The organism is Caldivirga maquilingensis IC-167 (assembly GCF_000018305.1).
Taxonomy (GTDB): Archaea; Thermoproteota; Thermoprotei; order Thermoproteales; family Thermocladiaceae; genus Caldivirga; species Caldivirga maquilingensis.
This window is the reverse complement of sequence record NC_009954.1, coordinates 323,320-349,585: the sequence shown is the minus strand read 5'-3', so window position 1 is coordinate 349,585 and position 26,266 is coordinate 323,320. Positions and strand designations below refer to the sequence as shown.

Sequence of the window (26,266 nt, the reverse complement as noted above, 5' to 3'; positions counted from 1 at the left end):
GGCATTAATGCTTGGTATTAATGCTTTAGTAAACAATAGGTTAAATAGCTTCAGGATGAAAAGGCGTCCTTGTGATGAGGAGGCTTATCGCATTCTTAACGGCATTCATAGCCATGATGCCTGTGTTGGCAGCCGTACCTAACTACATTGTTAATTATGGTTTAATCTACATTAATGGTTCCTCAATACCAGTGATGCTGCCTATTAATGGTTCATCAATAATACCGTTGAATTGCAATGGCTTAGTTAATTTAACCCTTGTAATAGACCCAAGGTCTCAGTTAGGCTTAGCCTCAGCATCACTGGTTCTGAGCAATGGATCAATAACCCCAGTAACTGGTTTAAACACCCCTAAGTACATGAGTACTTGGGTTAACTGCAGGAGCACATACGGGGTAATAGTGTTTGTCTCCAGTTACATGAAAATACCCCCAGTGCTTTACCTCTACAATGGTCCAGTGATCACCGGTAGCTATAGTGGATCCGGTGTCCTTACGATTAATAATACTGTTAGCCTTGGGTTAACCCCCCTATATACTATTATTGGGTTAGTGGTCATTGGGGGATCAGTGAAGCCGGCTTCACCATTCACGTTCCTGGTTAATAAAAGCACCTACACTATTAATACTAATGGTATACCCATAGTGATGAATAAGTACGTTTACATATCTTACACCCTTAACCCAACCTTCAGGGTTAATAACGCCACAGTATACTACTCAGTTAACACAACATACTCAATACCAGCTACTTCAAGCATTCCCTGGAGTGGCTTAGCCCTATTAAGCAATGACACAGCCTACTACACCGTTAGCTTGACTGGATCCTTAATGAGGCTAAACGCAACCATACCCATATTCATTCCTGGGCAGGAATTAGTTAAGTTAAGTGGATCAGTTAATTGGATTGAATCCACGGCCTCAGTGTCCTTGAACCCATGGTGCAGTAACCTCCTAATACCAACCCAGGTCAGTGGAGGTAACGTAATAGTAACGGTTCCATCCAATGAAACGCTTTATGTAGGTAATGAACCCGTGGTTAACCTTATTGTGCTTGGGTTAGCCAACAATAAGGCTACAGTTACCTTAAACAATATTATAACTGGGAGTTCAATTAGTGTTGAGACACTTGATGGATATCCTTTAAACGCAACAATACTACTCCTAGGCCATGGAGCATACAGTGTTTTAAGAAACAATACCTGCCTAGTCCCAGGTCTCTATTCCATGGTTATCATGAGTGATTCAGGTTATTATAGGCTTGTGGTTAATATAAACCAATCATCAACCATAGTCAAGGTTCCGTTATTTCACGTAGTTAACTTAAGCACTACTTTAACTCAATTACCCCCCTCATGCAGCAATGTAATGCTTACTATGAATTCATCCGCGCATTTAATCAGTAGTAATGATAATGTGTTTAAGTTTACCTTAAGTAACGTTAAATATGGGTCCAGTATACTCATTAACGCAGTGATTAATGGTTCTATAGTAGGTTCATCAATGATTAAGGTTAATTCAAGTGAAATAAACGTGAGCATACCGGTGAGGGTGATTAATGTTAAGGTGACTGGGCTCTTAGGCTCACCAATAAGTGCTGTTGTTGATGCAGGTGGTTTAAGCTTCAATATTAATGGCTCAGCCACCATATGCGTCCCAATTGGCGTCAACTACGTTACAGTACACGCGGCAATTGGCTCCTATACAGTGCCAATAGTGGGTAATTCTGCGTCAGTTAACGTACTATATTACATTAACTGGAGTTACTTAGCCGCAATACTACTTATAATCGTAATCATAATCATTGCCGCATTATTAGCGAAGCTGGTTAGCGGTGGGAAGAATAATGATAATGGGGATTTCGTAATAACTGTTGGTGATTAAGTCATAGTAAACTATTGTTAGCTACGTGGCCGTAATATAGGGGATATGGGTTTAAACGGGGGGTAAAGTTTTTAAGCAAGGAAATATTATGGTTTTAAAAACCCACTAAAAAATGAAGCAATGAAGACCCAAACCAATCCCCTCACATTGGGAGAAGAAGTTCCCAAACACGTGAGGGGGATTGGGGCAGTTGTATATGGTACTCATGTGTACGGTAATTTATATGACTGCAATGAGGAGGTGCTTCGAGATGAAGTGAAGTTAACGAATATAGTTAAGGAAGCTGCTGAGAAGGCTAACGCCACAGTGGTCTCATTATTCTACTACAAGTTCACGCCAAGTGGTGGATTATCAGTGGTGGCTATTGTGGCTGAATCCCACATATCAGTTCACACTTGGCCTGAGCATAAGTATGCGACTGTTGATGTTTACACCTGTGGACCCCATACAGACCCCATGGTGGCCTTTGAGTACATTGCGCAAAAGCTTGAGGCTAAGAAGTATAGCGTTAACATAAGTGATAGGTCGCTTTACGACGGCGAGGAGCCTGGTGACGATTTAAAGTGATTTTAAGGACGCCCCACCCCCTTGTTTAAAAAGGGTAAATGTTTAAATTTTTTAAAAAGAACCCTTAAGTAATGAATCTAGATTTCCCCCCATACTTCATGATGGCGTATAATGAGGTAAGTAGGTTTATAGAGGAGGCGATTAAGGTTATACGCCCGGATCAAGTCAACGAGTTTATCGATGAGCTTGAGAAGCTCTACCACAGGGGTAATAAGGTGCTGGTTGTTGGGGCTGGTAGATCAGGTTTAGTTGCTAGGGGGTTCGCCATGAGGTTAATGCACCTTGGGTATAAGTCATACGTATTGGGTGAAACAATAACCCCAAGTGTTGGTTCAGGGGACTTGGTTGTTGCGATAAGTGGAAGTGGAACAACAAGTATTGTTGTTGCTGCAGCTGATGCGGCTAAACGCATGATGGCTAAGGTTGTTGCAATAACCAGTTACCCGGATTCACCACTGGCTAAGATAGCTGACATGGTTCTTGTCATACCGGGTAGGACTAAGGTTTCTAGGATTGATGATTACTTCGCCAGGCAAATACTTGGTCTTCATGAGCCGCTAGCCCCCTTGGGTACGTTATTTGAGGATACCACCATCGTCTTCCTTGACGCTGTAATAGCGGAGTTAATGCATAGGTTGAATAAGACTGAGGAGGATTTAAGAAACATGCACGCTAACATAGAGGTTCCATAGTAATACTAATAAATTTAAAATATCTAAAGTCACGTGGGCGTTGAAACCATTACCCTAGGTGATTTTGAGCAACTGAGGAAGTTAATTAACTCAAATCCAAGTGACTTAATTAAGTTATTTAAGGCGAGGAAGAAGGATAATACGTACATCATACCTCTCCTTAAGGCACCCTGGATCATTTCAATCGACCTAGGTTACCAATACAGCCTTGAATCAAATGAAGGGAGGTTAAGCGTGGAGGGTGTTAGCTTCAGGGTTTTAAGTAAGCAGGCTAGGGCTATTGCCGGTTTCCTAGCCTCTAATGGCTTCATATACGGAACCTACATTGGCGGTAGGGGTAGGTTTAAGTGCATTAGGGTTAACGTAACTGTACCCATTGGCTTAACAATACCCTTGAATAATGTTGAATTCGAATCGACTCAAGCATATGTAAGTGCTCATGAAGGTAAAATAATAGTTCCTGAGTGCTCATTAATTAATAGCACTGGTTTAACCACAAGTAGGCTTATTATTGCTGCTTTGAATTCACAAGCCATGGGTAACGTGGTTGTCGAATTCTCTACACTTAAGGTGTTATATTTATAGGTAAATTAGCTTTTTAAGCATAAATTCAACTAGGTGAACTATGGAGTCTGTTAGGAAAGTTGAAATAAGTACAAGCGGAAAGGTGATAGAGTCCCCATGTGGACCAATAATACATGGTCTTGAGGATGTTTTAATAAAGGTAACGTCAATAAGCGATATAGATGGTAGGAAGGGAATACTGTGGTATAGGGGGTATAGGATTGATGACCTAGCCAAGTACTCCAACTTCGAGGAGACAGCGTACCTGGTGCTCTACGGTAAGTTACCCACTAGGAGTGAGCTCTCGGAGTTCAGTGAGAAGCTTGCCTCTAATAGGGATTTACCTGAGGAGATTTACTCAATAATAAGGGTTCTTGCTGAGAATAAGGTTCACCCAATGCTTGTACTAGAGTCAGCTGTATCAGCCTTAGCCGGCTTCGACCCTAAGGCCGGGGATTTAAGTAAGGAAGCCCTCTACGATCAGGCGATAAGATTAACAGCAGTGCTACCAACAATAATAGCCGCCCACTATAGATTCAGTAGAGGGTTAGGGGTTATTAAGCCTAAGAAGGACCTCAGCCATGCTGCCAACTTCCTCTACATGATGTTCGGTTCAACACCTGATGAAGTATCCACTAGGGCAATAGACCTATACCTAGTGCTTCACATTGATCATGAAGTCCCTGCATCAACATTCGCAACACACGTAGCCATATCCACTTGGACCGACTTATACTCAGCCATTGTAGCTGGCATAGCGGCATTAAAGGGGCCTCTTCACGGTGGTGCTAATGAGGCGGCAATGAAGCAGTACCTTGAGATTGGGAGCCCGAGTAACGCTAGACCTTATGTTGAGAAGCTTCTTGCTGAGGGTAAGAGATTAATGGGTGTTGGTCATAGGGTTTACAAGACCTATGACCCAAGGGCCAGGATCTATAAGGATCTTGTAAGGGAGTTAAGTGAGAAGAAGGGTAACATGACTTACTACCAGATAGCCGAGGAGGTTGAGAAGGTTGTTTTAGAGAAGCTTGCACCAAAGAATCTTTACCCCAATATTGACTTCTGGAGTGGTATAGCAATGTACCTGCTTGGTATACCCTACGAGTACTACACTCCTATATTTGCCATGTCCAGGGTTGTGGGTTGGTCAGCCCACGCAATAGAGTACTTGAATGAACATAGGTTATTTAGGCCAAGGGCATGCTACATTGGGCCACATGATGTTCAATACGTTCCAATTGATCAAAGGAAGTAAGCCGTAATTATTTAGAAATATTAAAATGAGGCCTTTCTCTGCTTTAGGAACTCCCTGAATATGTCTGTTTCAGTGAACATATCCTCATACCCATCGTTAACGCTCTTAAACTTAACGTACTCTGACCAAAGCACCCTATGGGATTCATCATACCTACTCTTCAACCTAACGTGCTTAAGCAGTGAAAGGGTATTCTGGTAATCCCTCCCGCAAACTGGGCATTTAACCATAACTTACTTCACCTCGCTCTTCCTCATTTTAATTATCTTAAGGTTACCGTTCTCATCGAAGTCGTATTTAACCACATACTCCGCTTCATCATCCCACTGAGGTAGATTATGCATATCCTCTGGCTTAAAGACCGTTGACTCCAAGTCTGGGAACGCCCCATCACTTATCGTCGTACCTTGTAGCGAACCAACCGGGCAAGCGTCAACGCAGAAGTGGCAGAGTATGCATTGTTCATACCTTATTCCAGGGTAGTATTTACCGTTAGGCGCCCTGTACATGAATATTGCGTTAACAGGGCATGCCCACGCGCATTGGAAGCATGATATGCACTTCTCAACATCATTAATCATGAAGCCTCTGAACCTATCAATAACCCACCTCCTCTCCCTGGGGTACTGTATAGTGAACCTGGTGGGTTTAACGAACTCCTTCACCCCAACCGCTAGTGCATTTAAGTGCCCAGCCACTGGGTTAACCTTAGGTTGCGTCACCTTCTTAGCCATGTTAAATCACCGGGAACACTAGCCTAATAACTATACTCCATATAACACTTACTACTGACAGAATAAGTAGTGTACGCCATCCTATTCTTAAGGCTTGGTCAAGCCTGTAACTGGGGTAAACTGCCCTTAGGAATGAGAAGAACATCATGACTAGGAATACCCTAACACCAAGCCACAGTGGTGCGGATAAATCACCCAATGGCCCAATGTATGGGCCGCTCCAGCCACCTAGGAAGAGTATTGAGAGTAGCAGCGTCATCACGTAGGTTTTCTCGTAACTCATGGTCATTGTTAAGCCGAAGATTAAGCCACCGTACTCTGTGAATGGTCCAACAACAAGATCAGTATCATTCTCAACAATAGTGAATGGAAACCTTGATGAGGCCATTGCCGTGGTTATGAAGGCTACAATGAAGGCTATCGGGTTAAGTATGGCTCCAGGTATGTAGTGGGCTACCTGGGCGTTAACCATTGCGAATGGGTCAGCTGTACCGAATAGTATTATCATGGCTATTACCGATAACATGAATGGTACCTCATAGGCAGCGTACATGAACGCCTCCCTTACAGTACCTATGTAGGCCCACTTATCCGTTGAAGCCCAGCCACTCACTATTATGACGATGTTAAATATTGATATGAGTACTGCTGCAATCAGTATGTTGTAGCCTGTGTTTATTGCATATACGTGAGGCCCAGCGGGTAGGAATAGGACCGGTAGTAGTGCAAATATGAAGCCGAAGACAGGCATGTGTAGGAAGTAGGCTTCATCAGCCTCCTGGTGAATTATAATTTCCTGAAGCGTGTATCTTATTAAGTCACTTATAGGTTGTATGACACCACCAATCCTCCTGGATATTTCAAGTGGCCCATACCTCCATTGAACCCTTGCTGCAGCCTTCCTCTCCCACCATATGACAAATATTAGCGGTATGAATAAGCCAATGAGGCCAGGGACGAACCAAACAGCGAAGATAGGTGTCCATAGTAGGAAGTTAACTATTGGCCCAATCACAGGTACCTTAAGTAGGAAGTTAATCAACGGCTGCAGGAACGGTATCTGCACCATGGGCTCTAGGTAACTCATGGTTAAGGTCTTTTCCTCTTCTATATTTAAGGATTAGCCCTTTACTTAATGCAAACAACTATGAGGCTGTTCAGTGGGACGAAAAGGTTAATAATATCGGTAACGTTGATGCATTATAATGAGTAATAGCAACGCTGTGGTTAAGTTGATTAACGTTAGTAAGAGGTACTACATATCTGAGTCCATATATGTTGACGCATTAATTAATGTTAATTTAAACGTGTATAGGGGTGAGGTTGTCATTATAATGGGCCCTAGTGGCTCAGGTAAATCAACGCTGCTCAACATAATGGGTATGCTTGATAAACCCACCAGTGGGAGGGTTTACTTGGATGATGTTGACGTCACTGATATGAGTGAGAATGAGTTGGCTAAATTAAGGCTACTGAAGGTTGGTTTCCTGTTTCAGCAGTATAACCTTATTCAGAACTTAACGGCGCTTGAAAACGTCATGATGCCCATGTTAATGAGTGGCATGTATGATGAAGCCATGGCTGAGGCTAAGGCTAGGTATTTGCTTGAGTTAGTTGAGTTAACGCCATATGTTAATCATTACCCAAATCAATTATCAGGTGGTCAGCAGCAAAGGGTTGCGTTAGCTAGGGCGCTTGCCCTTAATCCAAGTTTAATAATAATGGATGAACCCACTGGTGCCCTTGACCCAGTTAGTGCATCAAAGTTACTGGCGCTCATTAATGTTTTGAATAAGACTATTGGGGTAACCATGGTTATTGCAACCCATAACCCTGACGTAGCTCAGATAGGCAGTAGGATAATTAACATTAGGGGTGGTAGAGTCTATGAGACTGGCGTAGTGGAGAGGATTAACGTAAGTAGTGTTAACGTGAGGGATATGATTAGGAATTACGTTGAGGGGCTTAAAATAGATTTATTAGCCAGGAGACGCAGTAGATTAGCTGATGATGTTGGTAGAATTGAGGAGGAGATTTCACGACTTGAGGAGGTTATTGAGAATCAGAGGCATTAATTCCCTATTAATTAACCTACCCCTACTTGGGGGGAAGTCGTGGTTAATCGCCGCCTTATTAATAATCATGCTGCCTTACGTTACCCATGTTGTTGAGGCCGATGCATCATTATCAGTAACATACACTGTTAATTACATTAACTACTACACTAGTAGTGGTGTTAAATCCTACATTAATTATGGTGTTAACCTGATTAATGAAAACTCAACGGCATTAAACGTTATCGTGGGTTTCAGACTACCACCCTACTCATCCATACTATATGCCTCAAGTGGATATGTATTGAAGGGTGATGAGATTTACTGGAACATTACGATTAATTCCTTTGAGACTATGTCGCTTAACGTTGAGTTCCAGAACCCATTAGTGAATAATTATATAATGAACTTTAAGTACCTCATTAATGACTCAACAACCCCCAGTCAAGTGATAAACGGTAGTTCAGGTGTTAAATTAATAATGCTTGTTAATGCATCAAATGCACTAGGCCTACCACTAACCTATAATGCATATATACCGCTTCAGAATGGTATTAATTACTACTACTCCACGCCACCCACTGGTGTTGCTGGTATTGGTACTGGGAATTACATGTACTGGTCCGGTGAATTACCTAATAATGGTTCCGTTGACTTAAACGTAACATTCATTGTGGCTAATTCAGGTAATTGGAGTGCAATAGACTTGGGTTCATTAATATTCACATCATCAATAGACTTATACTACTACTTGAATTACCTTAAGTTAACCATAGGTCAATTAAACAACACGCTTACGGAATTCAATAATATTCCCTACGTAAGGCCTATAAGCAGTAACGCCACGATACTCTTAAACGACTTATACCAGTTATCTTACTTACTAAACACCACAGCTGCCTTGTATAGGCAGTCAGCGTACTACATGAATTCCACCAGGGTTATTGAGAGTCTACTACTGCTTCAGGTATATGAGGTTGATTACGCCCTGAGGGCTGAGTACGGTGTTTTAAGTAAGCTTAACTCCACTATCCCAATGGTGTCCTACTCCCTTAAGCAAATAATGAGTAATTTAACGCAGTTGAATAATGAGATAATTAATCTTCAATACCAGGTTATTTCAGATGTGGTGTATGCTTATGGGGAGATTGAGCAGTACAACGTTACGTTAATGGAGATAATACCAATATTAAACGCTACTAACACTACGCTAGCCGAATACTACCAATACTTGGGTTATGTTCAAGATAATTTAACTAAACTGTATAATGATGTTAATTCACTTAACATTAATGGTGGAGTTAAATCCAGTATACTTGGTGAATTAAGTAGGTTAATTAAGGATGTGGAGGTGATGAGGGCTACGGTGCTTAGACTTGAGGGTTATGTTAATGGTGCCGAGATGGGTGTTTTAACGGCTAGTAGGCAATTAAGCGAGTTAGCGTATCAATTAAACACCAGGGGTACTGCATTAGTAATTGCCTTAACCAACATAAGCAATACACTTGTTAAGACTAATCAAAGCGTATACTCACTTTACATAGCCCTCAATTACCTGAGTAATACACTTAACTCAACGACGAGTACGCTTAACGTAACGTTAGGTAGGCTTAACTTAGCGTTAGCGGTACCCACATCACTGTACGGTAACTTAACTAACATTACCAGTGGTCTAATTCAAACTAGTTCCCAGCTTCAGAATGCATCAGCTAGGTTAATGAGCATGTACTTTAACTTAACGGGCCAATACCTACTCTTCAGCCTAGCCATTAATCAAAGTATTGAGTATCAGAGGGCTAACCTGGTTAATGAATTAAACACCTATGAAGCATACTATGGTATTGCCAAGGGTACTTATGATCAATACTTAAGTAGCTTGATCATTAATTCTTCATCACCGTATGTGGTTGATATAGTGGTTGAGCAGACTAGTGAGGTGAATTTACCCATAGTACTGAACATGAGGTATATTTCCTCAGTGTTATCCAACATCACTATTATTAATACGGATAATGGTAAGGGTGGTTCAATGAGGGGGATAAGTAAGGGTACCTACGGGTTATTGATTATAGTTCTTGCACTTACCCTTGGCCTTATCCTCAATAAGCGTAAGTACGTCATTAACAACATTATTAATCACCCTTGACGCATCAATAACAGGGTAATTACGCTCCCTAGCCCTCCTAAGGTAAACCTCCTGGACGCTCCTAAGGAAGTCAGTATTCCTCTCAAAGTACTCAAGCATTCCCCTATTGCTTAACCTACTCGCCACGGTGTTTAATGGTGCATTAAGCACTATAACTAGGTCTGGTTCAGCCACCATTGAGTTAACTTCAATTATCCACTCAACGGGTACGCCTTGGGAACCTTGATACGCCACGGAGGATTCAATATACCTCTCAGTGATCACTATGTAACCCTCCTTAACCTTAGGTTTAATAACCCTATTATAGTGAATCACCCTATCTGCGGCAAATAGGAGCGCTAAGGCCATTGGCTCCACCTCAAGGTTACTTTCAAGTATACTCCTCCTTATGAATAAGCCAATGGGTGAGTCACTTGGTTCACTTGTGGTATAAACCAAGTAACCCCTCCTCCTTAATTCATCAGCGGTAAGCCTAATTACAGTGGATTTACCAACCCCATCAATACCCTCAACGTCAACGAAAATACACATATACGGCTCCTTAAAGGTAGGGGAGGCTTGGATTTTAAATAAAACCAATCTTAGTCTTAAGGTGTTGAGTGATTTCTTAACCCTATATTAATGAGGAGAGGCGGCATCAGTCTTTAGGTCACTCATCATTAACTCAAGGGCCTGCGTGGTTACATCACTGGGCAGGGTAATGCGGAATAATACTTAATAGTTTTCCCCGCATCCCATTGAGTAGCATTTCCTGGAGGCTTATTTAGGGAATTGTGTTAAGGAACTAGGGCTCATGAGTTACCCTTAAGTTTATTATAGGGATTTATCTGTGCAAAGTATTAAACCACTGGGCCTTGAGTTGAATCCATGCCTAAGAGTAGGGTTATTGAAGCCTTAATATCATACGCTAAGGAGAATAATACTGAGGTTAAGAACGCAGTAATTGGTGTTTCCTGGACCTGTGTCTACTCAAGATACTGCGGGGTTTCAATGACCTACCGTACCGGTAACGCTAGCGTTAGGGGTTTTGGTCACTTAGAGGAGATGAGTGTTGGTGAATTAGCGGAGTACTTAAGGTCATGGAACCTCCTCGAGGCTAGTGTTGGGTTAGCAGCAGTGAACTCGATTATTGAACCTAAGGGTGATGCTGAGGTTAATGGATTAGACCTAGCCTTAGAGTATGGTAAAGGTAAGAAGGTTGTTATGGTTGGTAGATTCCCTGGGTTTACAAGGTTTAAGGAGGTTGCAAGGGAGGTAGTTGTCCTGGAGCTTAACCCATTCCTAATAGATCCAGTTAATGGGATTCTACCCTCCACTGCAGCTGAGACTGTTATTGAGGATAGTCAAGTGGTGGTTATTACGGCGTCAACAATAATCAATAAATCAATTGATAGGTTACTGGAATTGGCTAAGAGGACTAATGCCTACGTTATTCTACTTGGCCCAAGCACTCCGATGCTTGACTTAATGTTCGACTTTGGAATCGACTTACTGGCTGGTGTAAGGGTTAATAACCCATACTCATTCATGAAGAAGATCAGTCAGGGGTGTGGGATGATAAGTCCAGAGAGGATGGAGGGTGACGTAAGCTTTATTGTTAAGGCTCGTTAATTACCATGAGGGTTAATTACCTTATTTAACTAATATTGAAGGTGAGTTAAGGCTCATAAGTTTTTAAGCCTCAGTGTATCCGCATTAACTGGTACTTAATGCTTGCAGCTGGGGAAATCTATATTCCGGATACGTCAGTCTTCCTAGATGGGTCTCTGAAGGAGTATCTGCAGAGTAATGGGCTTAAGGGTAGGTTACTGATTCATACTGGTGTCGTTAAGTACTTTGAGGATGACGCTAAGGTTGGTTCTTCACTGGGTATACTTGGGCTTGAGGAGGTGGCTGCTATTCATGACATGGCCTCTAAGATTGAGGGGATTACTGTGGAGTACGTTGACGTTATACCAAGGTCAGCTGACTTAAAGGACCCTGAGAGCCTTGTTTTAAACACTGCTAGGGAATTGGGGGCGGTTTTAATAACTAGTGATGCTATGGTTAAGAAGGTTTGCGAGGCAATGGGTATTAGGTACATTTACATCGGTAAGGGGACTGGGGCCCTTGAGATTGAGAAGTGGTTCCAAAAATACCCTGACACAATGTCAATACACCTTAAGGAGAACACCCTACCCATGGCTAAGAGGGGTGCGCCAGGTAACTGGGAGTTGGTTTACCTTGATAATAAGGTCCTCTCCAAGGAGTACCTGGAGAGGCTGGTTAGGGAAGTTATCTCAACAGCCTACAGTGGTGGTAATGGGGCGGTTATTGAGGTTAAGAGAAGCCACTCACTGATAGTTCAGTATAGGGATATTAGGATAGTGGCTGTTTTCCCACCTGTATCAGACGGCATAGAGATAACCGCTGTTAGGCCACTGGTTAAGAAGCGTGTTGAGGAGTATAACCTCCATCCCAAGGTTGTTGAGAGGCTTGAGAAGAGGGCTGAGGGTATACTGATTGGTGGTGCCCCAGGCGCTGGTAAAACCACCTTCGCTCAGGCCTTGGCTGAATTCTTCGTATCCAAGAATAAGGTGGTTAAGACCATTGAGTCACCGAGGGATATGGTTCTACCTGACCAGGTTACTCAACTCTCCAAGAACCTGGCCACCCCGGAGGAGCTTCATGACATCCTCCTATTATCGAGGCCGGACTACACAATATTTGATGAAATGAGGGATACCGCTGATATTCAACTTTACGTTGACCTTAGGTTGGCTGGAATAGGCATGGTTGGCGTCATCCATGCGACATCGCCCATAGACTCAATTCAAAGATTCATAGGTAGGGTTGAATTAGGCATGTTACCCTCAATAGTGGATACTGTAATCTTCATAGATAAGGGGTTGGTTAGTAAGGTTTACTCACTGGAGATGACTGTTAAGATACCTGCTGGCTTAAAGGAGGAGGATTTAGCCAGACCGGTGGTTGTTGTTAAGGACTTCATAACGGAGGAACCTGAGTACGAGGTCTACGTCTTTGGTGAGGAAACCTTCGTAGTTCCCTTGAAGAGGAGGAGTGTGGAGGTTAATAAGAGGGCTATGAATCAGTTACTTAAGGTGGTTGGTAAGTATGTGCCGCTTGATCAAGTTATAGTGGAGCCGAGGGAAGATGTCCTAGTTATCAAGGTTCCTCAGGAGTACTATGGGTTAGTTTTATCCAAGGGCCTGCCTAGGATTGGTAGGATTAAGAGGAGGTTTAGGGTTGATGTTAGGATTGAGCCTAGGCAGTGATTAACTAGTGTTCATTAATTAAGCCATTTAATTGCTTAAACTAATGGTGAATTCAAGGTAAAAGTATAAATATCCACCTAGGGTTTAGGGCATATGGGTTTAAGAAAGGAGAATGATGCTGCTGCAGATTCATCGCAATACGCATACTATACATACGACTATGGAGGCTACAACACGTACAGTGGTAACAATTACAGTAACCAGACTTACCCATTCGACATAACCCAGTACTACACGGCGCAAATGCAGTACAGCATGTACGCTAATAAGGCCCCCACGGGCATAGCTTACTTGGATGCCTTACTCTACGGTGGCCTTAAGAGGGGTGAGGTTTACCTAGTTGCCGGTGAGGCGGGTTTAGGTAAGACTATATTCAGTCTTAAATTCCTTAAAACTGGAGCCGATATTGGTGAGTCAGGCATATACATTAGTGTTGATGAACCCAGTGAGGATGTTAAGAGGGGTGCCTATGAGGCCTTGGGCTGGGATCTTGACGCCTATGAGAAGCAGAACAGGGTAATAATATATGACTTCAGGACCCATTTCAAGCTATACTCCAAGGAGGGCACTACTCTTTCACTTGACCCTAAGGATGTGGCTAGGATGATTATTGATGTTATTCAGAAGAATAAGGCTAAGAGGGTTGTGGTTGATCCCATAGCGCCATTAATAATAACAGGCCACCAGGATCTCCTATGGGTTAGGGAGTACTTAAGGGAATTGGTGTTTCAACTTAAACGCTATAAGGACACCACCACGCTTTTAACATCGGAAATACCCACTGGTGAGGCCACTAAGGTTAGTAGGTTTGGTGTTGAGGAGTACCTGGCTGGTGGTGTGCTTATTCTTCAATTATTCGAGGAACCCATTACCCACCAGATACTTAGGGTAATGTACATTAGGAAGATGAGGTGGATGCCCATATCACCAATGAAGCTTGTTTACGAGATTCAAAGGGGTGAGGGAATAATCATAAGGGGTACTTTAACTGATGTGCTTAGGTACGTTCAGCAAAGCATGTACCAGTACAGTTACTACCCATACACAACCCAGTGATTGATTAATGAGAGACTTAATGGACGCCATAGGCAGCATAATAAGTAGGATCAGGGGCTCAACCTTAATTGATGAGGAAACCCTAAGGAGCATACTTAGGGATCTGCAGAGGGCATTAATAAGGGCTGACGTCGACGTTAAGCTGGTTTACGAATTAACCAAGAGCATTGAGGAGGAGTTTAAGGAGGCTAAGGAACTCCCCCCAGGCTTAACAGCTAAGGACTATTTGGTTTACTTACTTTACAGGAAACTCACCGACCTACTTGGTGGTGATAAGGAGCCTGACGTTGAGGTTAAGACCAAGCCCTACATACTAATGCTGGTGGGTACTGAGGGTAGTGGTAAAACAACCACGGCAGGTAAGTTAGCTAACTTCTACATTAAGAGGGGGCTTAAGGTTGGTTTAATTGAGACTGACACCATTAGGCCTGGGGCCTTTGACCAGTTGAGGCAATTAGCTGAGAGGGTTAAGGCAATGTTCTTCGGTGACCCAAGCCTAGGCAACGCCGTTAACATAGCTAAGGCTGGTTTAAGTAGAATGATTAGCAGTAAGGCTGATTTAATAATAATAGATACTGCTGGTAGGCATAGGAATGAGGAGGAGCTCCTCAGTGAGGTTAAGGAGATTTACGAGGCCGTGAAGCCCAATGAAGTAATGCTTGTTGTTGATGCAACCAATGGTAAGCAGGTTGGGGCTCAGGCAGAGGCCTTCAGTAAGTATGTTCCAGTTAACTCAATATTCATAACTAAACTCGACAGTACGGCTAAGGGGGGTGGGGCCCTTGTATCCGCGGTTAAGACTGGGGCTAGAATTAAGTTCATTGGTAATGGTGAGGATATTGAGGATATTGAGGTCTTTAACCCAAGGAGGTTTGTGGCTAGGTTAATGGGCATGGGTGATGTTGAGTCACTCCTGGATAAGGTTAAGGCAATGGAGGAGGAGGAAGAGGTTCTTGAGGATATTGAAACCGGTAAGTTCACCTTATTAACATTAATGAAGCAGCTTGAAGCCATGGGTAAACTCGGCCCATTAAGTAGGATTCTTCAAATGCTCCCCATGGGGTTAATGCCTCAGTTAAAGGAATTGAATGATGATCAACTAATGAACGCCCAGGACAGGATGAGGAAGTGGTTATCAATATTGAGATCAATGACTAAGGAGGAGTTACTTAACCCAAATATATTAAACGCATCAAGGATTAGGAGAATAGCCAAGGGCTCAGGGGTGACGCCGAGGGATGTTAGGGAATTACTGAGGTACTATAATGAGATGAGTAGAATGATGAGTAGCCTTAAGAAGAGTCAACGCAGGTTGGGAAGCCTATTCAGGAGATTCAGCATTAATCAGGGTCAGTAAGGGGTGAACCAATCACTCCTCATTCCGGAAACCTTCTCATCACTAACAGCAATATTAGGGTGCCCTTAAATAAACTTAGGCTTAATTAAAGTGATGAACACTTCAGTACTTAGGGTTTATTAACCAAGCCCAGTGGGTATTATGGGCATGATAACCATAGACGGCTCAATGGGTGAGGGAGGCGGACAGATACTGAGGACTGCCTTAGCCCTATCCATAATCACTGGTAAACCCTTCAGGATAATTAACATTAGGGCTAGGAGAAGTAATCCAGGGTTGCAGCCCCAGCACCTGGCCAGTGTCATGGCTGCTGCAAGGATCAGTAACGCTAAGGTTGATGGAGCATATAAGGGGTCCTTAAGCCTAACCTTCGAACCAGGGGATGTTAAATGCGGTGACTACAGTATTGATATTGGAACTGCAGGGAGCATAAGCCTAGTGCTCCAAACCCTACTACCAGTATTAGCCGTAGTGAACTGTGGTGAAGTCACCCTTGACATCACCGGTGGTACAGATGTACCTAAGGCCCCTCCCATAGATTACGTACGCTTCGTACTGGCTCACAACCTATCCCTAATGGGTGTGGGGATTAAAGTGGAATTAATTAGGAGGGGTCATTACCCAAGGGGTGGCGGTAAGGTTAAGGTTACCGTTAAGCCAGCTGGTAGACTTAAGCCAATCAACATAACTGAGCTTGGTGAATTAAAAGGGATCTGGGGGTTATCACATGCAGTTAGGTTACCAAGCCATGTAGCGGTTAGGCAGGCTAAGGCCGCTGAGGATTATTTAAGTAAACTAGGCCTAAAACCCAGCATTAGCCTCGAGTACTATGAGCAGGGTAAGGATCCCCACCTAGGGCCTGGTTCAGGAATAACACTATGGGCTGAGTCCACTAATGGGCAGAGGATTGGAGCTGACTCACTGGGTGAACGCGGTAAACCAGCGGAGGATGTTGGTAGGGAGGCTGCAGAGGCCCTTGCGGCAGTAATTAATGCGGGGGCGGCCTTCGATGACCACATGGGTGATATGCTTATCCCATTCCTAGCCCTAGCTGAAGGCAGATCAGAGTACACTGTGGTAAACTTAACATCACACCTATCAACGAATATAAGTATTGTTAAACTATTCCTAAATGCCAATATAGAAACCATGAACTATAATAAGAAAGTTAAAGTAACCATTAACCCAATTACCGCGCCAAGGAAGCCTTAAACCATCATAAATACACGTCAAGTAATGCGTAAAATTTACCTACAGCAGGATAGTAGGGAATTTAATAATAAGTAATCCTGCATTCCTGGTTTAATGTTGTTTACTTCATCCCTTATTTTCATACCTCATAGTCACCAGTATTAATCATTAGTTCTTAAAACCCTCGGGGAGACGTAAAGCGCATTAATTATCCTTAGGCTAATTCTATGGGATGGAGGAAGTGTCTGCTTAAATTGATTTAAATAATGTTTTTAAGTAGGTACACAGTGATTTACCAGGCATGTCATTAGTACTCTCGCCTCAATTAGTTAATTTATTAAGGGAGTTAGCTGGTGGTAGGGATGTTGAGGCCTTCATTATTGATTTAATTGCTGAGAGGCTTGATCCACCTCATAGGGTTAAGCTTTATCTGAGCCTACATGAGGATTACCTTAAATCAGCTGAGGAGCTATATGCCAAGGGTGATTTGACTCAGGCTGGTGAAAAGTACTGGGGTGCTGTTACTGCTTTGCTTAATGCTATAGCTGAGTCAAGGAGCTGGGAGCATTATAGCCATAGGGATTATGATATTATTATTGAAGAATTATATAAGGAGACTAATGATAAGTCAATTTTAGTGAACTTCAGTATGGCTGAAAGACTACACGCAAACTTTTACCATAACTTCATGAGTAAGGAGGGGTTTGAGGCGCATAGGGAGGCTGTTCTTAACCTAGTGAATAGGTTAAGGGGAATAGTAGGCGTTATGGAATCGCATAATTAAATATGCGGGTAATGGTTTTTCCATTATGTATCAACTAACCCCATGTTCATAAACCCTTATCCTGACCCTTAGTTGATTAGCCATCAACTTAGCTTCACCACCACGTTTAAGCATTAAAGTTATTCATGAGGTAGAGGATACGTAACCTTACCCTTAAGGTTAAGGTTCCAGGTAACATGGGTAAAGTAAATTTAACCTAGTTAGTTACCTTCTAGTGAGTGTACCCGCGTCCCTAGTAATACTACCTAGTTCAGTGGTCATGTTGTTTATTCATGCTGCAGGTTCATACCTAGGATTTAGAGGCTTAAGCATACCTAGGAGGGTGGGTGTTTATGTTTCAGTTTTTGAGGTTCTATACTACGTATTAGTTAGTTCACTGGCGTTAAGTATGCTGCCAACATGGTTAATGCTGCTAATCGTACTGATGTTAATCATTCACTTAATCGGTGTATTCGCCTACTTTAAGGGCTACTTGGGTAGGTATGCGAGTAAGCAGGTGTTAATGTACTACGGCTTCTATGAGCTCCTTGAATTCGCTATAATACTAGCCATTGTGATTAACTTAGCTTGAATCATTGAATATACTGCAATTAACTTAATTTAAGCCCTATAGGAAGGCTGTGGTTATTGCCAGTACTATTACCACTGCCCCAGTGATCTTAGTCACGGTTATTCTTTCCCCAACCATGAACTTAGCCATTACCTGAGCTATCAACGGCATGCAGCCCGTTACTATTACTGTTAAGCCAAGTCCTATTAGGTTAACTGAGTATGCGAATAAGGCAACCCCAATACCCAGGTCCAGTACAGCCACTAGGGGTAGGCGGGTGCGTATAGTTGCCTTTATGGCGGTGGCTAAATTATTATGCATCATGTGGTTAACCAGCAGTAGAACTAATCCCGCAGTGGCAACCCTAATGAAGGCTATGGATACTGGGTTTAAGCCATTAACGTCAGCCACCTTTATCATGGTTTGACCAAGAGCCCAAGCAACCGCGGTACCGAGGGCTAAGGTCACACCCCTAAGCGTTACCTTAGTCCTCTCCCTGGATAACATGTATACACCGAGCATTATCAGTAATCCTGAGGTAACCTTAAGTATTGTTAATGGTTCACCCAGTAGGGTAGCCATAAGTACTGAGAGGGGTATGTAGGAGTATGATATTGGGGCAGCCACTGAGACTCCAGTGTAGTTAATGGCCATTAAGTACATGGAGTCACCTAAGGCTAAGGATAATAGACCACTTAATGAACCCCACATAGCCCCAGCGTTAAAGCCAATTAAGGCCGCTGGAATAGCTAAGGCAATGGTGGTGTAAAGCATCCTAAGGAAGTTAACGGTTAATGGGTTTAACCTACTCATGAAATCCTTATACGTCACTGATGCCCACGCCCAAATGAAGGCTGTTGATAATGCTGGGGCGGCATTAATTATTAGCATTAGGGTTAAGGGGGAGGCTAATTGCCTTAAAGCATTAACCCATGCTTAAGTTAATGACTTCCCCTAATGGAGTGCTTTCATTAATCATTAGTTAGGGTGCATGTGGACTTTAATGGTGAATCAACGTGAACAGTACCTATAGAAATATGTATAATCCCACAGTGGGTTAACTCAACTGGTGAGGCTTCATGTCCAGGCGTAGTGAAATACCCACAACCCCAGAGGGTTTAAGGAAATACATGAGGGTTATTGATGACCAGGACATATGCATAGGCTGCGGTGCCTGTGTTAGTGTCTGCCCAACCAATGCATGGGAGCTTGATGAGAATGGGAAAGCTAGGTTAATTTGGGATTGGTGCATCGACGACTTCTCCTGCATCCCAGTCTGTCCAGTTAACTGCATTTGGAAGACACCTGAATCCCCTGAGACAGCTAGGCCTAAGGATAATTGGTACAGGTTTAGTAGGCAATTAACGCCGGAGGAGCAGAAGGTTTTCGAGGAGTGGGCTAAGAAGTATGGGATAACTGGGAAGCCTGCTCAAGTGACTCAATAGTTAAGTAACCTAGGGATGAGGGTCATTAAAAGTGATTAATTGTGTTCAAGTATTCTGATGTACATAAGTTGGTTTACCCAAGGAGGCATGAGGGGGTTTACAAGAATCGTGGTGATAACCCATGGGTCTCGGTGAGGATTAGGCAGAGTATTGGCCGTGACCCAAGTAAGTGGTATTCAAGCCAATTAAGGGTTATTGCAGAGGTTAGTAGGAGGTATGGTGATGGTAGGGTAATGCTTGGGACCAGGGGTGATGTTGAGATCTTTAAAATCGATTACAGGCTTTTCGATGAAGTTACGGCTAAGCTTAAGGATACTGGACTTGACCCAAGGGACTCCTGCGGCAATAGCATCAGGAATCCAATACCATGCCCCAGTAACCACTGCCCACTGGCCCACGTGAATGCCGAGGCCTTATCAGTATTCATAGGGGATTACTTCAGGTATAAGGGTGAGTATGAGGGGTCGGCATTACCGCATAGGATTAAGATATCGATTTCAGCCTGTGAGAGGGCCTGTGCAGTACCTGTGAGCCAGGATGTGGGAATTGTGGCTAAGCCTAATGGTAAATTCAACATATACCTAGGCGGGGGTATTGGTGAACATGCATTCACAGCTAAATTAGCCTTCAGTGACGTGGAACTGGAGGATATACTACCGTTAATAGTTGGTGTGGTTGAGGTCTTTAAGAGGAGTGGGGAGAGGAGGGGTTTTAAATGGTTCATTAAGCTTAATGGATTCGATAAAGTTAAGGAGGAGGTATTGGCAGTGGCTAGAGAGGTTAAGTCAAAGCTTCCTAAACCACCCGACGTTAAGCCAACATTCATTAACACCAGGGTTATTAAGATGCATTACCCAACGGGCTGGGTTACCGCCAGTGAATTAGATGAGTTAGCGCATGCTGCTGATGAGTATGGTTTAGGCTACGTAGTGTTGTTTAATAATCAAAGCATCTACATACCCATTAGGGATAATGTTAAGGAGATTAGGGGAATTAATGGTGAAATTAAGGAACCAGGACCATACTACCCAGAGGGCCCAATAACAGTTGCCTGCGTTGGTAGTGAACTCTGTCCGCCAGGTCTAATAGACACAACGAGCCTAGGCCGTAAAATACACGTACATATCAGTGGATTAAAGGAGCATATTAGAGTCGGCATTAGTGGCTGTACCCATGATTGCGGCATGAGCTGGGTCTCAGACATCGGCTTCGAGCCTTTCGGCTTCAAAACAAGGATACTGGTCACAATAGGGGGTGCGTCAAGGCAATTAGGCTTTATACTAGGCACTATCGACCCCAGTGAAGCTGAGTTAACGGCCAAGGTTATATTAAGCATGTATGTGAAGTCTAAGGCACCCAACATAAGGGAGTTTGCGGTGAGGACTGGTATTGACGCCATTAGGGATGAGTTAAGGAGGCAAGTACCATCATTTCAACCACCCAATGATAGTATTACTGCATTATTTGGACCTGATTAAATCAAGCATTATCCCCACCCTTTAACCTAAGTCCGCATCCCTTACCCAGTGAAGGTGATTTCACCTCACTTCTTTTAAAACATGGTACTTTACTTCAATGTATCTCAATTAAAGGTAACTTAAGAAATATTAATAAGTAAGTATACTATAATCAATGTGTGTCCATTAAAGTTAAACGAATCTATGATCGAGCATCAAGTGATGATGGCGTGAGGATACTTGTCGATAGGCTATGGCCTAGGGGGATTAGTAGGGAGGAGGCTAAGGTGGATTTATGGCTTAAGGATGTAGCCCCTAGTGATGAGTTGAGGAGGTGGTTTAATCATGATCCTAGTAAGTGGATTGAATTCGAGAGAAGGTACTTTAAGGAATTGGAAGGTAATCCTAAGGTGGCTATCCTTAAGAATATGGTAAAGGAAGGTAAGACTATTACATTACTTTACTCGGCTAAATCGCAGTATAATAATGCTGTAGCCTTAAAGGAGTACTTAGAGCTTTATAAATCCTCATGATTCTGTATTAAAGTTTCATACATGATGCCTCTAATTAATGGTACTCGGTAAGCTTAATGATATGATTTCGGTAACTTAAGTAAACTTAATGATAGTGCAGATTGAAAGGGGTAAGTATGGTTAGTGTTGAGGATTTAGTGAATAACCTTATGAATGACCATGATGTAATCAAGGTATCAGTGAGCATAGTTGATAAGATGCTTGCGGAGAAGCTATTAGATCCAAGTGATATAAATATGCTACTGGATTTCTATGAGTTCTTCGTGGATAAGTGTCATCATGTTAAGGAGGAGGTTATATTGTTCCCATCAATAAACATTAAACTATATCCCTTTGAGAATAGTCCAGTGAATGTAATGGTGATGGATCATGGAATATTCAGGTATTTAATAAGGTTGAATAGGGAATTATTAAGCAGATTAATTAATGGTGATCAATCAATTAAGGACACGCTTATGGATTATCTAGCATTGATGACTGGACACCTTAATCAGCATATGGAGAAGGAGGATAAGGTGCTTTTCCCTCAGGCAATGGACTTAGATAATGTTGAAAGCAGTAGGAGTATTGAGGATATTGAAGCCGAGGTGGATCATGATAAGTGGCTTCAGGTTATTGAGAAGCTTAAGGTAAAGTATTTAAGCATTGATTAAGAGATTTATGGGAATAAATTTATAGGTAAAATATAGGTAATTAGAGTGATGCTTTATGATTAAGGTTTTGATTAAAGCTTACCGCAATGATTGCCTTGTTCAGAATACGTTAAGTAAGCTTAACTTGGGCTTCGATGTGTTAATGATAAATATTAGTGATGGTAAATCAACTCATTTAATAAGCACTAATAGGCCCTTAACACGTCATGAACTTGATTTACTAAGGGAATCTGGATTAAGGATGCGTAAGGTTAACGAGAACGTAATGTGGATTGAGTCTCCAAGCTGTTCCTCATGCAGGGTACTGGGTCATGGTGGCTTTATGGTAATTGAGGGTAAATCCCTAGATTCCAATACCGTAATCTACGGTATCCTACTGCCGTCAAGGGGTTACTTAAGAAGCCTCATGAAGGATTTCCTGAATGAAAGTGTCAAGGCTGAAGTAGTGTATGCTCAGGCTATTAAGGTTAAGACACTAACCAGTAGGCAACTTGAGGTTCTTCAATTGGCCTACAGTAGGGGGTTGTTTGATGATAAGAGACGCGTAAGCATTAGTGAGCTTGCTAAGGAATTGGGCATATCCCCGGCTACGTTAACAGTATTGATAAGGAGGGGTATTAAGAAGGTTCTTGAGGATTACTTTAGGCACACGTTAAGTGAGACCGGGTCCCATAGTTAAGTTAAATTACGTGAATCATAATTGGCATGGGTCATTATCTAAAATCTTAGATAATTAGCTTAACTGAGGGTAGTGGGAAGTAAGCCGTAGGTGGGAGTATGAATGGTAAATCCATTTGGCCTGTGATCGTGCTAGGGGTCACTATACTGGTCTACGTCATATACGGTATAATGGCTTGGTACACCTTCACCCACCTACCACCAATCCCAACCGCTGTGGAGACTGAGAATGGTACCGTACTCTTCACGCGTAATGACATTATTTGGGGTAAGTATTATTTCCAGAAGTATGGTTTAATGGACTATGGCTCAATACTAGGCATGGGTAGTTACTTCGGCGTAGACTTCACTTCATACACGTTAAGAATACTTGAGGATTCAGCAGCCCATAGCCTAGGCTTCGATGCAGTCCCTCAAAGTAATGCAAGCGCAATGTCCTTAATTAAGCAGGAGCTAATGCCTAAGGTAGACCCTACACCCCAGGGTGATGTAATTATTGTGAGTAATCAATTTGCCCAAGGCTTCTATAATGCAACTAAATTCTACTCCCAGATGCTTGGCCCAGCTGCCGAGGAGTTTAGGTTGAAGCCGGATTTAATAACCAATGAAACCATAATTAAGGATTTAACAGCGTACTTCGCCTGGAGTGGTATTATTGCAATGCAGGGTTACACTAATGGCTTCCCATACATGCCCGGCTTAATAGGCCCCACTGCTAACGTAACCTACTCCTCCTGGTTAATGATATTCACCATAATGCTACTTGTAATGCCACTGGCTGGTTACGTTGTCCTTAAGTTAATGGATTATTGGCATGAGCCAAGGCTAAACATTCAATTACCACCACCTAATGATGCTCAGAAATTAACGCTACTAGCATTCTTCATAGCTGGCGTTGGCCTTGGGATTCAGGGTCTACTGGGGGCTTACGCAATGCATCTTTATACGGAGACTTCACTATACGGGTTAAACCTCATACCAATACTACCATTTAATGTAGCTAGGGCACTGCACTACACGTTAGCCATCCTCTGGATTGCAATAACTTGGATAGCGTTCTCGTTCTTTGTATTCCCGTATTTTGGTCTTAATGTAACTAAGAGGCAGGTCGCGGCAATAATTATTATTGGTGTCTTAGTATCATTAGGCACACTTCTCGGTATTTGGTTAAGCTACCTCCAGTTAATTCCAGCTCCCTGGTGGTTCATTGTGGGTGCACAGGGCAGGGACGTGACTACACAGGGTACCCTGTGGCTGATTTTAATAACTGCCATACTTGGTTATGTATCGTATTTATGGAATAAAGCATCTAAGACAGCTCCCGAGGTGTTAAGGCCGTTTGCCAAGATACTATCAATAGCCATAGCCGGTACGGCAGCTGGCGCCTTCATAGGGGCATTACCCATTATTAGTCCTTGGCCGGATTTCCAGGTTGATGAGTACTTTAGGTGGATGACTATACATGCCTTCGTTGAGGGTTTCTGGCCACCCATAGTGATTACTGTGATTGTGGTTCTCCTGGTAATAGCTGGGTTAATACCACCAAGGCTTGGTATTGTGGTTACTGGTATGGATGCTACACTGGAGATAGTCACAGGTATGATTGGTACTGCCCACCATTACTACTTCAATGGTTTACCAACCTTCTGGATGTATGTTGGTGCAGTGGTGAGTACACTGGAGGCTATACCACTGGGTTTCGTAATAATTTATGTCATACTGCTTTGGCGTAGGGGTGAGGTTAAGACAGAGTTCCAGAAAACCCTACTGACCTATGCCTTAGTGGCTGGTATAGGTGGGGGTATTGGTGTTGTTGCCTTTGGGGCAGGCTTAATAAACATGCCTGTGTTAAACTACTTCCTGCATGATGTTCAAACCACCATGACTCACGCCCACTTAGCTTTCCCATTAGCATATGGCCTACCAAGCATACTAATGTGGGTTGTGGCCTTTTACCTATCTGGTGCATTTAATGATAGGATCCTTAGATATATGAGATGGGCTGCAGTTATTTATGGCGTAGGCTTCTACCTACAGGCATTACTATCCCTACTACCCCTTGGTGTACTTCAATTCGAGTATGAGCTACAGTACGGTTTCTGGTTCATAAAGACCCTAGTAACTCCAAGTGGTCATTTAGGATTCTGGCAAATACCCATAGTGGATGATTTTGTTTGGCTAAGGATGATAGGGGACTTAACTGCAGCAGTGGGTATAGCTATAGTCCTCGTGGCAATGCTATTAAGGATAAGGAGCGCCTTAAGTAAACCTATATCACTTACTACAGTCAATTAATGAAACCCCATAACTTTAAAAATTTAAGCAATTCTTTTAAATGAATGAGCACATGATTATTAAGACTAAATCCTAAGAATTCACCGATTTAAATTACCCCTTAAGTTACATCCCACTCCTTCAAACTGTAATAGTGGTTAATTCCTTTTAATCATCTTACTCTAATGTAAGCCTCAATCCTTCAGGGAACCATGAGCGGCAATAATTTACTTGAAAGTCAATAAGCTATTAAGGAATGTAAACGGTATATGCTCCTTCTTATTCAAGATTAGTTTAAAGTTAGCCCATATGTTAAGTGACTGGCTTCTTGAGGACTGAAGTATAAGCTATGATCTCCATGTGTGGGTTTTCATGAACTAAGTTAACAGTAGATGAAGCAAGGCTATTGATTGATGGAGTTGGAGGAATGTTTAACAATGTTTAGGTTCCTTAGCATCGACACTTAATGAAGAATAAATCAAGCCATCAGGACCTGCTACTGCTAAGTTCATTAGTCAATGACCTAGGTACAGTAGTTGACATGACTCCGGTATCAGTAAGTGCCTTGATCCCGATTACTTTACCTACCCATATTCAATGCAACTTCATACATGTTAAAGTCCAGGCGTTATTGTCCTAATCATAGAGAGTGTTAATGAGGTTAAGTGTGTTCTGGCATTAAGGTAAATTATCAACCGCGTAGGGATTAAAAATATGATTAATTAAGGCGGGTTATGGCTGAGTGGAAGTGCATGGTATGCGGTGGTAATGTTGTGGATGGTCAATTATTCACCTTCATTAAGGGTGGTCCCATTCACTGGTCCTGCCTAGTTAAGGCTATTAATGATAAGTTTAATGGTAAGGTGCCTTCAGATGTATTGGCTATCTTAACCATTAATAGGCATATTCATGAAGGCATAGTGCTAGCTAAGGAGAGTGAGCAGGTGATTTCCGATGACTCAGTTAAACAGGTAATAAGCTCTAGGCGTAAACTACTGGAGGGTGAGGCTGCTAAGCTCAATGTGGATATGCTTAAGTTAATTGAGAGTAAGTATGGTGTTAATATTCCGTAGGAGTTGCTTTAATACCCAATATCCTATTAACCTGAGTCGCTAAGT

26 protein-coding genes and 1 pseudogene are annotated in these 26,266 nt (G+C 42.6%); 22 read left to right on the top strand and 5 right to left on the bottom strand.

The window, feature by feature from the left end; all coding sequences use genetic code 11:
• The first annotated feature begins 71 nt into the window (after positions 1-71).
• From CMAQ_RS01590 to CMAQ_RS01570, 5 genes are all read left to right on the top strand, one after another.
• The gene (locus CMAQ_RS01590; RefSeq protein ID WP_048062606.1) at positions 72-1,883 is read left to right on the top strand and encodes a hypothetical protein; all 1,812 of its coding nucleotides are present in this window, start codon (positions 72-74) and stop codon (positions 1,881-1,883) included.
• 120 nt (positions 1,884-2,003) lie between these two features.
• The gene (speD, locus tag CMAQ_RS01585; RefSeq protein ID WP_012185377.1) at positions 2,004-2,450 is read left to right on the top strand and encodes an adenosylmethionine decarboxylase; all 447 of its coding nucleotides are present in this window, start codon (positions 2,004-2,006) and stop codon (positions 2,448-2,450) included.
• A 71-nt stretch (positions 2,451-2,521) separates the two neighbouring features.
• A complete protein-coding gene (gene hxlB, locus CMAQ_RS01580; protein WP_012185376.1) occupies positions 2,522-3,142 on the top strand; it encodes a 6-phospho-3-hexuloisomerase in 621 nt (206 codons plus the stop codon).
• A 33-nt stretch (positions 3,143-3,175) separates the two neighbouring features.
• Positions 3,176-3,727 carry a hypothetical protein gene (locus tag CMAQ_RS01575; RefSeq protein ID WP_012185375.1) on the top strand — a complete coding sequence of 184 codons (552 nt, stop codon included), beginning with the start codon at positions 3,176-3,178 and terminating at the stop codon, positions 3,725-3,727.
• Between the two features lie 40 nt (positions 3,728-3,767).
• Entirely contained in the window at positions 3,768-4,961 is a 1,194-nt protein-coding gene (locus tag CMAQ_RS01570; protein ID WP_012185374.1) for a citrate synthase/methylcitrate synthase, read from the top strand.
• A gap of 20 nt (positions 4,962-4,981) precedes the next feature.
• Here CMAQ_RS01570 and CMAQ_RS01565 read toward each other — a convergent pair whose 3' ends face one another.
• Genes CMAQ_RS01565 through nuoH form a run of 3 tightly spaced genes read right to left on the bottom strand, consistent with a single transcriptional unit; the run spans position 4,982 to position 6,782 of the window.
• The gene (locus tag CMAQ_RS01565; RefSeq protein WP_012185373.1) at positions 4,982-5,191 is read right to left on the bottom strand and encodes a hypothetical protein; all 210 of its coding nucleotides are present in this window, start codon (positions 5,189-5,191) and stop codon (positions 4,982-4,984) included.
• A 3-nt stretch (positions 5,192-5,194) separates the two neighbouring features.
• Positions 5,195-5,695 carry an NADH-quinone oxidoreductase subunit I gene (locus CMAQ_RS01560; RefSeq protein ID WP_012185372.1) on the bottom strand — a complete coding sequence of 167 codons (501 nt, stop codon included), beginning with the start codon at positions 5,693-5,695 and terminating at the stop codon, positions 5,195-5,197.
• 1 nt (position 5,696) lies between these two features.
• Entirely contained in the window at positions 5,697-6,782 is a 1,086-nt protein-coding gene (gene nuoH / locus CMAQ_RS01555) for an NADH-quinone oxidoreductase subunit NuoH (RefSeq protein WP_012185371.1), read from the bottom strand.
• 118 nt (positions 6,783-6,900) lie between these two features.
• Here nuoH and CMAQ_RS01550 point away from each other — a divergent pair, with 118 nt between their 5' ends.
• Positions 6,901-7,770, top strand: a complete 870-nt coding sequence (locus CMAQ_RS01550; RefSeq protein WP_012185370.1) for an ABC transporter ATP-binding protein — start codon at positions 6,901-6,903, stop codon at positions 7,768-7,770.
• A complete protein-coding gene (locus tag CMAQ_RS01545; RefSeq protein WP_048062605.1) occupies positions 7,703-9,895 on the top strand; it encodes a hypothetical protein in 2,193 nt (730 codons plus the stop codon). Before CMAQ_RS01550 ends, CMAQ_RS01545 begins: the two co-directional genes overlap by 68 nt.
• On the opposite strand, the gene tmk is transcribed toward CMAQ_RS01545, so the two are convergent.
• Positions 9,809-10,426: a dTMP kinase gene (gene tmk / locus CMAQ_RS10515; RefSeq protein WP_012185368.1), complete on the bottom strand. Its 618-nt coding sequence runs from the start codon at positions 10,424-10,426 to the stop codon at positions 9,809-9,811. The genes CMAQ_RS01545 and tmk overlap by 87 nt on opposite strands.
• A gap of 336 nt (positions 10,427-10,762) precedes the next feature.
• Between tmk and CMAQ_RS01540 the strand changes: the two genes are divergently transcribed.
• The 7 genes from CMAQ_RS01540 to CMAQ_RS01510 all read left to right on the top strand — a co-directional run bounded on the left by CMAQ_RS01540 (position 10,763) and on the right by CMAQ_RS01510 (position 18,129).
• Positions 10,763-11,506 carry a DUF364 domain-containing protein gene (locus CMAQ_RS01540; protein WP_012185367.1) on the top strand — a complete coding sequence of 248 codons (744 nt, stop codon included), beginning with the start codon at positions 10,763-10,765 and terminating at the stop codon, positions 11,504-11,506.
• Between the two features lie 98 nt (positions 11,507-11,604).
• On the top strand, positions 11,605-13,170 hold the full coding sequence (locus CMAQ_RS01535; protein WP_012185366.1) for a PINc/VapC family ATPase: 1,566 nt from the start codon (positions 11,605-11,607) through the stop codon (positions 13,168-13,170).
• A gap of 93 nt (positions 13,171-13,263) precedes the next feature.
• Complete coding sequence (locus tag CMAQ_RS01530) at positions 13,264-14,226, top strand: ATPase domain-containing protein (protein ID WP_012185365.1); 963 nt, start codon at positions 13,264-13,266, stop codon at positions 14,224-14,226.
• 7 nt (positions 14,227-14,233) lie between these two features.
• The gene (locus CMAQ_RS01525; RefSeq protein WP_012185364.1) at positions 14,234-15,583 is read left to right on the top strand and encodes a signal recognition particle protein Srp54; all 1,350 of its coding nucleotides are present in this window, start codon (positions 14,234-14,236) and stop codon (positions 15,581-15,583) included.
• Between the two features lie 147 nt (positions 15,584-15,730).
• Positions 15,731-16,795, top strand: coding sequence for an RNA 3'-terminal phosphate cyclase (gene rtcA / locus CMAQ_RS01520; protein ID WP_012185363.1), 1,065 nt, complete (start codon positions 15,731-15,733; stop codon positions 16,793-16,795).
• A 280-nt stretch (positions 16,796-17,075) separates the two neighbouring features.
• Positions 17,076-17,558 carry a PaREP1 family protein gene (locus CMAQ_RS01515; RefSeq protein WP_012185362.1) on the top strand — a complete coding sequence of 161 codons (483 nt, stop codon included), beginning with the start codon at positions 17,076-17,078 and terminating at the stop codon, positions 17,556-17,558.
• Positions 17,559-17,772: 214 nt separating this feature from the next.
• On the top strand, positions 17,773-18,129 hold the full coding sequence (locus CMAQ_RS01510; protein WP_012185361.1) for a hypothetical protein: 357 nt from the start codon (positions 17,773-17,775) through the stop codon (positions 18,127-18,129).
• Positions 18,130-18,165: 36 nt separating this feature from the next.
• Here CMAQ_RS01510 and CMAQ_RS01505 read toward each other — a convergent pair whose 3' ends face one another.
• Entirely contained in the window at positions 18,166-18,999 is an 834-nt protein-coding gene (locus CMAQ_RS01505) for a DMT family transporter (RefSeq protein WP_012185360.1), read from the bottom strand.
• 188 nt (positions 19,000-19,187) lie between these two features.
• Between CMAQ_RS01505 and CMAQ_RS01500 the strand changes: the two genes are divergently transcribed.
• The 8 genes and pseudogenes from CMAQ_RS01500 to CMAQ_RS01470 all read left to right on the top strand — a co-directional run bounded on the left by CMAQ_RS01500 (position 19,188) and on the right by CMAQ_RS01470 (position 26,221).
• Positions 19,188-19,553: an indolepyruvate ferredoxin oxidoreductase subunit alpha gene (locus tag CMAQ_RS01500; protein WP_012185359.1), complete on the top strand. Its 366-nt coding sequence runs from the start codon at positions 19,188-19,190 to the stop codon at positions 19,551-19,553.
• A 116-nt stretch (positions 19,554-19,669) separates the two neighbouring features.
• Positions 19,670-19,852: pseudogene (locus CMAQ_RS10995) on the top strand (nitrite/sulfite reductase); the annotation flags it as partial.
• Positions 19,853-19,903: 51 nt separating this feature from the next.
• A complete protein-coding gene (locus CMAQ_RS01495; protein ID WP_420805659.1) occupies positions 19,904-21,031 on the top strand; it encodes a nitrite/sulfite reductase in 1,128 nt (375 codons plus the stop codon).
• Between the two features lie 158 nt (positions 21,032-21,189).
• On the top strand, positions 21,190-21,543 hold the full coding sequence (locus CMAQ_RS01490) for a DUF488 domain-containing protein (protein ID WP_012185357.1): 354 nt from the start codon (positions 21,190-21,192) through the stop codon (positions 21,541-21,543).
• 116 nt (positions 21,544-21,659) lie between these two features.
• Positions 21,660-22,196: a hemerythrin domain-containing protein gene (locus CMAQ_RS01485; protein ID WP_012185356.1), complete on the top strand. Its 537-nt coding sequence runs from the start codon at positions 21,660-21,662 to the stop codon at positions 22,194-22,196.
• A 55-nt stretch (positions 22,197-22,251) separates the two neighbouring features.
• Entirely contained in the window at positions 22,252-22,875 is a 624-nt protein-coding gene (locus CMAQ_RS01480) for a helix-turn-helix domain-containing protein (RefSeq protein WP_012185355.1), read from the top strand.
• Between the two features lie 98 nt (positions 22,876-22,973).
• On the top strand, positions 22,974-25,169 hold the full coding sequence (locus CMAQ_RS01475) for a cbb3-type cytochrome c oxidase subunit I (protein WP_012185354.1): 2,196 nt from the start codon (positions 22,974-22,976) through the stop codon (positions 25,167-25,169).
• 713 nt (positions 25,170-25,882) lie between these two features.
• Positions 25,883-26,221 (top strand): DUF2175 domain-containing protein, encoded by a 339-nt coding sequence (locus CMAQ_RS01470; RefSeq protein WP_012185353.1) that lies wholly within the window; start codon positions 25,883-25,885, stop codon positions 26,219-26,221.
• Positions 26,222-26,266 lie beyond the last annotated feature (45 nt).

Excerpts from the sequence above, each read along its gene's own strand:
- CMAQ_RS01535 (WP_012185366.1), top strand. The coding sequence starts at position 11,605 with ATGCTTGCAGCTGGGGAAATCTATATTCCGGATACGTCAGTCTTCCTA.
- CMAQ_RS01470 (WP_012185353.1), top strand. The coding sequence starts at position 25,883 with ATGGCTGAGTGGAAGTGCATGGTATGCGGTGGTAATGTTGTGGATGGT.
- CMAQ_RS01505 (WP_012185360.1), bottom strand. The coding sequence starts at position 18,999 with ATGCTAATAATTAATGCCGCCCCAGCATTATCAACAGCCTTCATTTGG.
- CMAQ_RS01545 (WP_048062605.1), top strand. The coding sequence starts at position 7,703 with ATGATGTTGGTAGAATTGAGGAGGAGATTTCACGACTTGAGGAGGTTA.
- tmk (WP_012185368.1), bottom strand. The coding sequence starts at position 10,426 with ATGTGTATTTTCGTTGACGTTGAGGGTATTGATGGGGTTGGTAAATCC.
- CMAQ_RS01475 (WP_012185354.1), top strand. The coding sequence starts at position 22,974 with ATGAATGGTAAATCCATTTGGCCTGTGATCGTGCTAGGGGTCACTATA.
- speD (WP_012185377.1), top strand. The coding sequence starts at position 2,004 with ATGAAGACCCAAACCAATCCCCTCACATTGGGAGAAGAAGTTCCCAAA.
- CMAQ_RS01525 (WP_012185364.1), top strand. The coding sequence starts at position 14,234 with ATGAGAGACTTAATGGACGCCATAGGCAGCATAATAAGTAGGATCAGG.
- CMAQ_RS01500 (WP_012185359.1), top strand. The coding sequence starts at position 19,188 with ATGTCCAGGCGTAGTGAAATACCCACAACCCCAGAGGGTTTAAGGAAA.
- CMAQ_RS01515 (WP_012185362.1), top strand. The coding sequence starts at position 17,076 with ATGTCATTAGTACTCTCGCCTCAATTAGTTAATTTATTAAGGGAGTTA.
- CMAQ_RS01530 (WP_012185365.1), top strand. The coding sequence starts at position 13,264 with ATGGGTTTAAGAAAGGAGAATGATGCTGCTGCAGATTCATCGCAATAC.
- hxlB (WP_012185376.1), top strand. The coding sequence starts at position 2,522 with ATGAATCTAGATTTCCCCCCATACTTCATGATGGCGTATAATGAGGTA.
- CMAQ_RS01480 (WP_012185355.1), top strand. The coding sequence starts at position 22,252 with ATGATTAAGGTTTTGATTAAAGCTTACCGCAATGATTGCCTTGTTCAG.
- rtcA (WP_012185363.1), top strand. The coding sequence starts at position 15,731 with ATGATAACCATAGACGGCTCAATGGGTGAGGGAGGCGGACAGATACTG.
- CMAQ_RS01560 (WP_012185372.1), bottom strand. The coding sequence starts at position 5,695 with ATGGCTAAGAAGGTGACGCAACCTAAGGTTAACCCAGTGGCTGGGCAC.
- CMAQ_RS01540 (WP_012185367.1), top strand. The coding sequence starts at position 10,763 with ATGCCTAAGAGTAGGGTTATTGAAGCCTTAATATCATACGCTAAGGAG.
- nuoH (WP_012185371.1), bottom strand. The coding sequence starts at position 6,782 with ATGAGTTACCTAGAGCCCATGGTGCAGATACCGTTCCTGCAGCCGTTG.
- CMAQ_RS01565 (WP_012185373.1), bottom strand. The coding sequence starts at position 5,191 with ATGGTTAAATGCCCAGTTTGCGGGAGGGATTACCAGAATACCCTTTCA.
- CMAQ_RS01550 (WP_012185370.1), top strand. The coding sequence starts at position 6,901 with ATGAGTAATAGCAACGCTGTGGTTAAGTTGATTAACGTTAGTAAGAGG.
- CMAQ_RS01485 (WP_012185356.1), top strand. The coding sequence starts at position 21,660 with ATGGTTAGTGTTGAGGATTTAGTGAATAACCTTATGAATGACCATGAT.
- CMAQ_RS01570 (WP_012185374.1), top strand. The coding sequence starts at position 3,768 with ATGGAGTCTGTTAGGAAAGTTGAAATAAGTACAAGCGGAAAGGTGATA.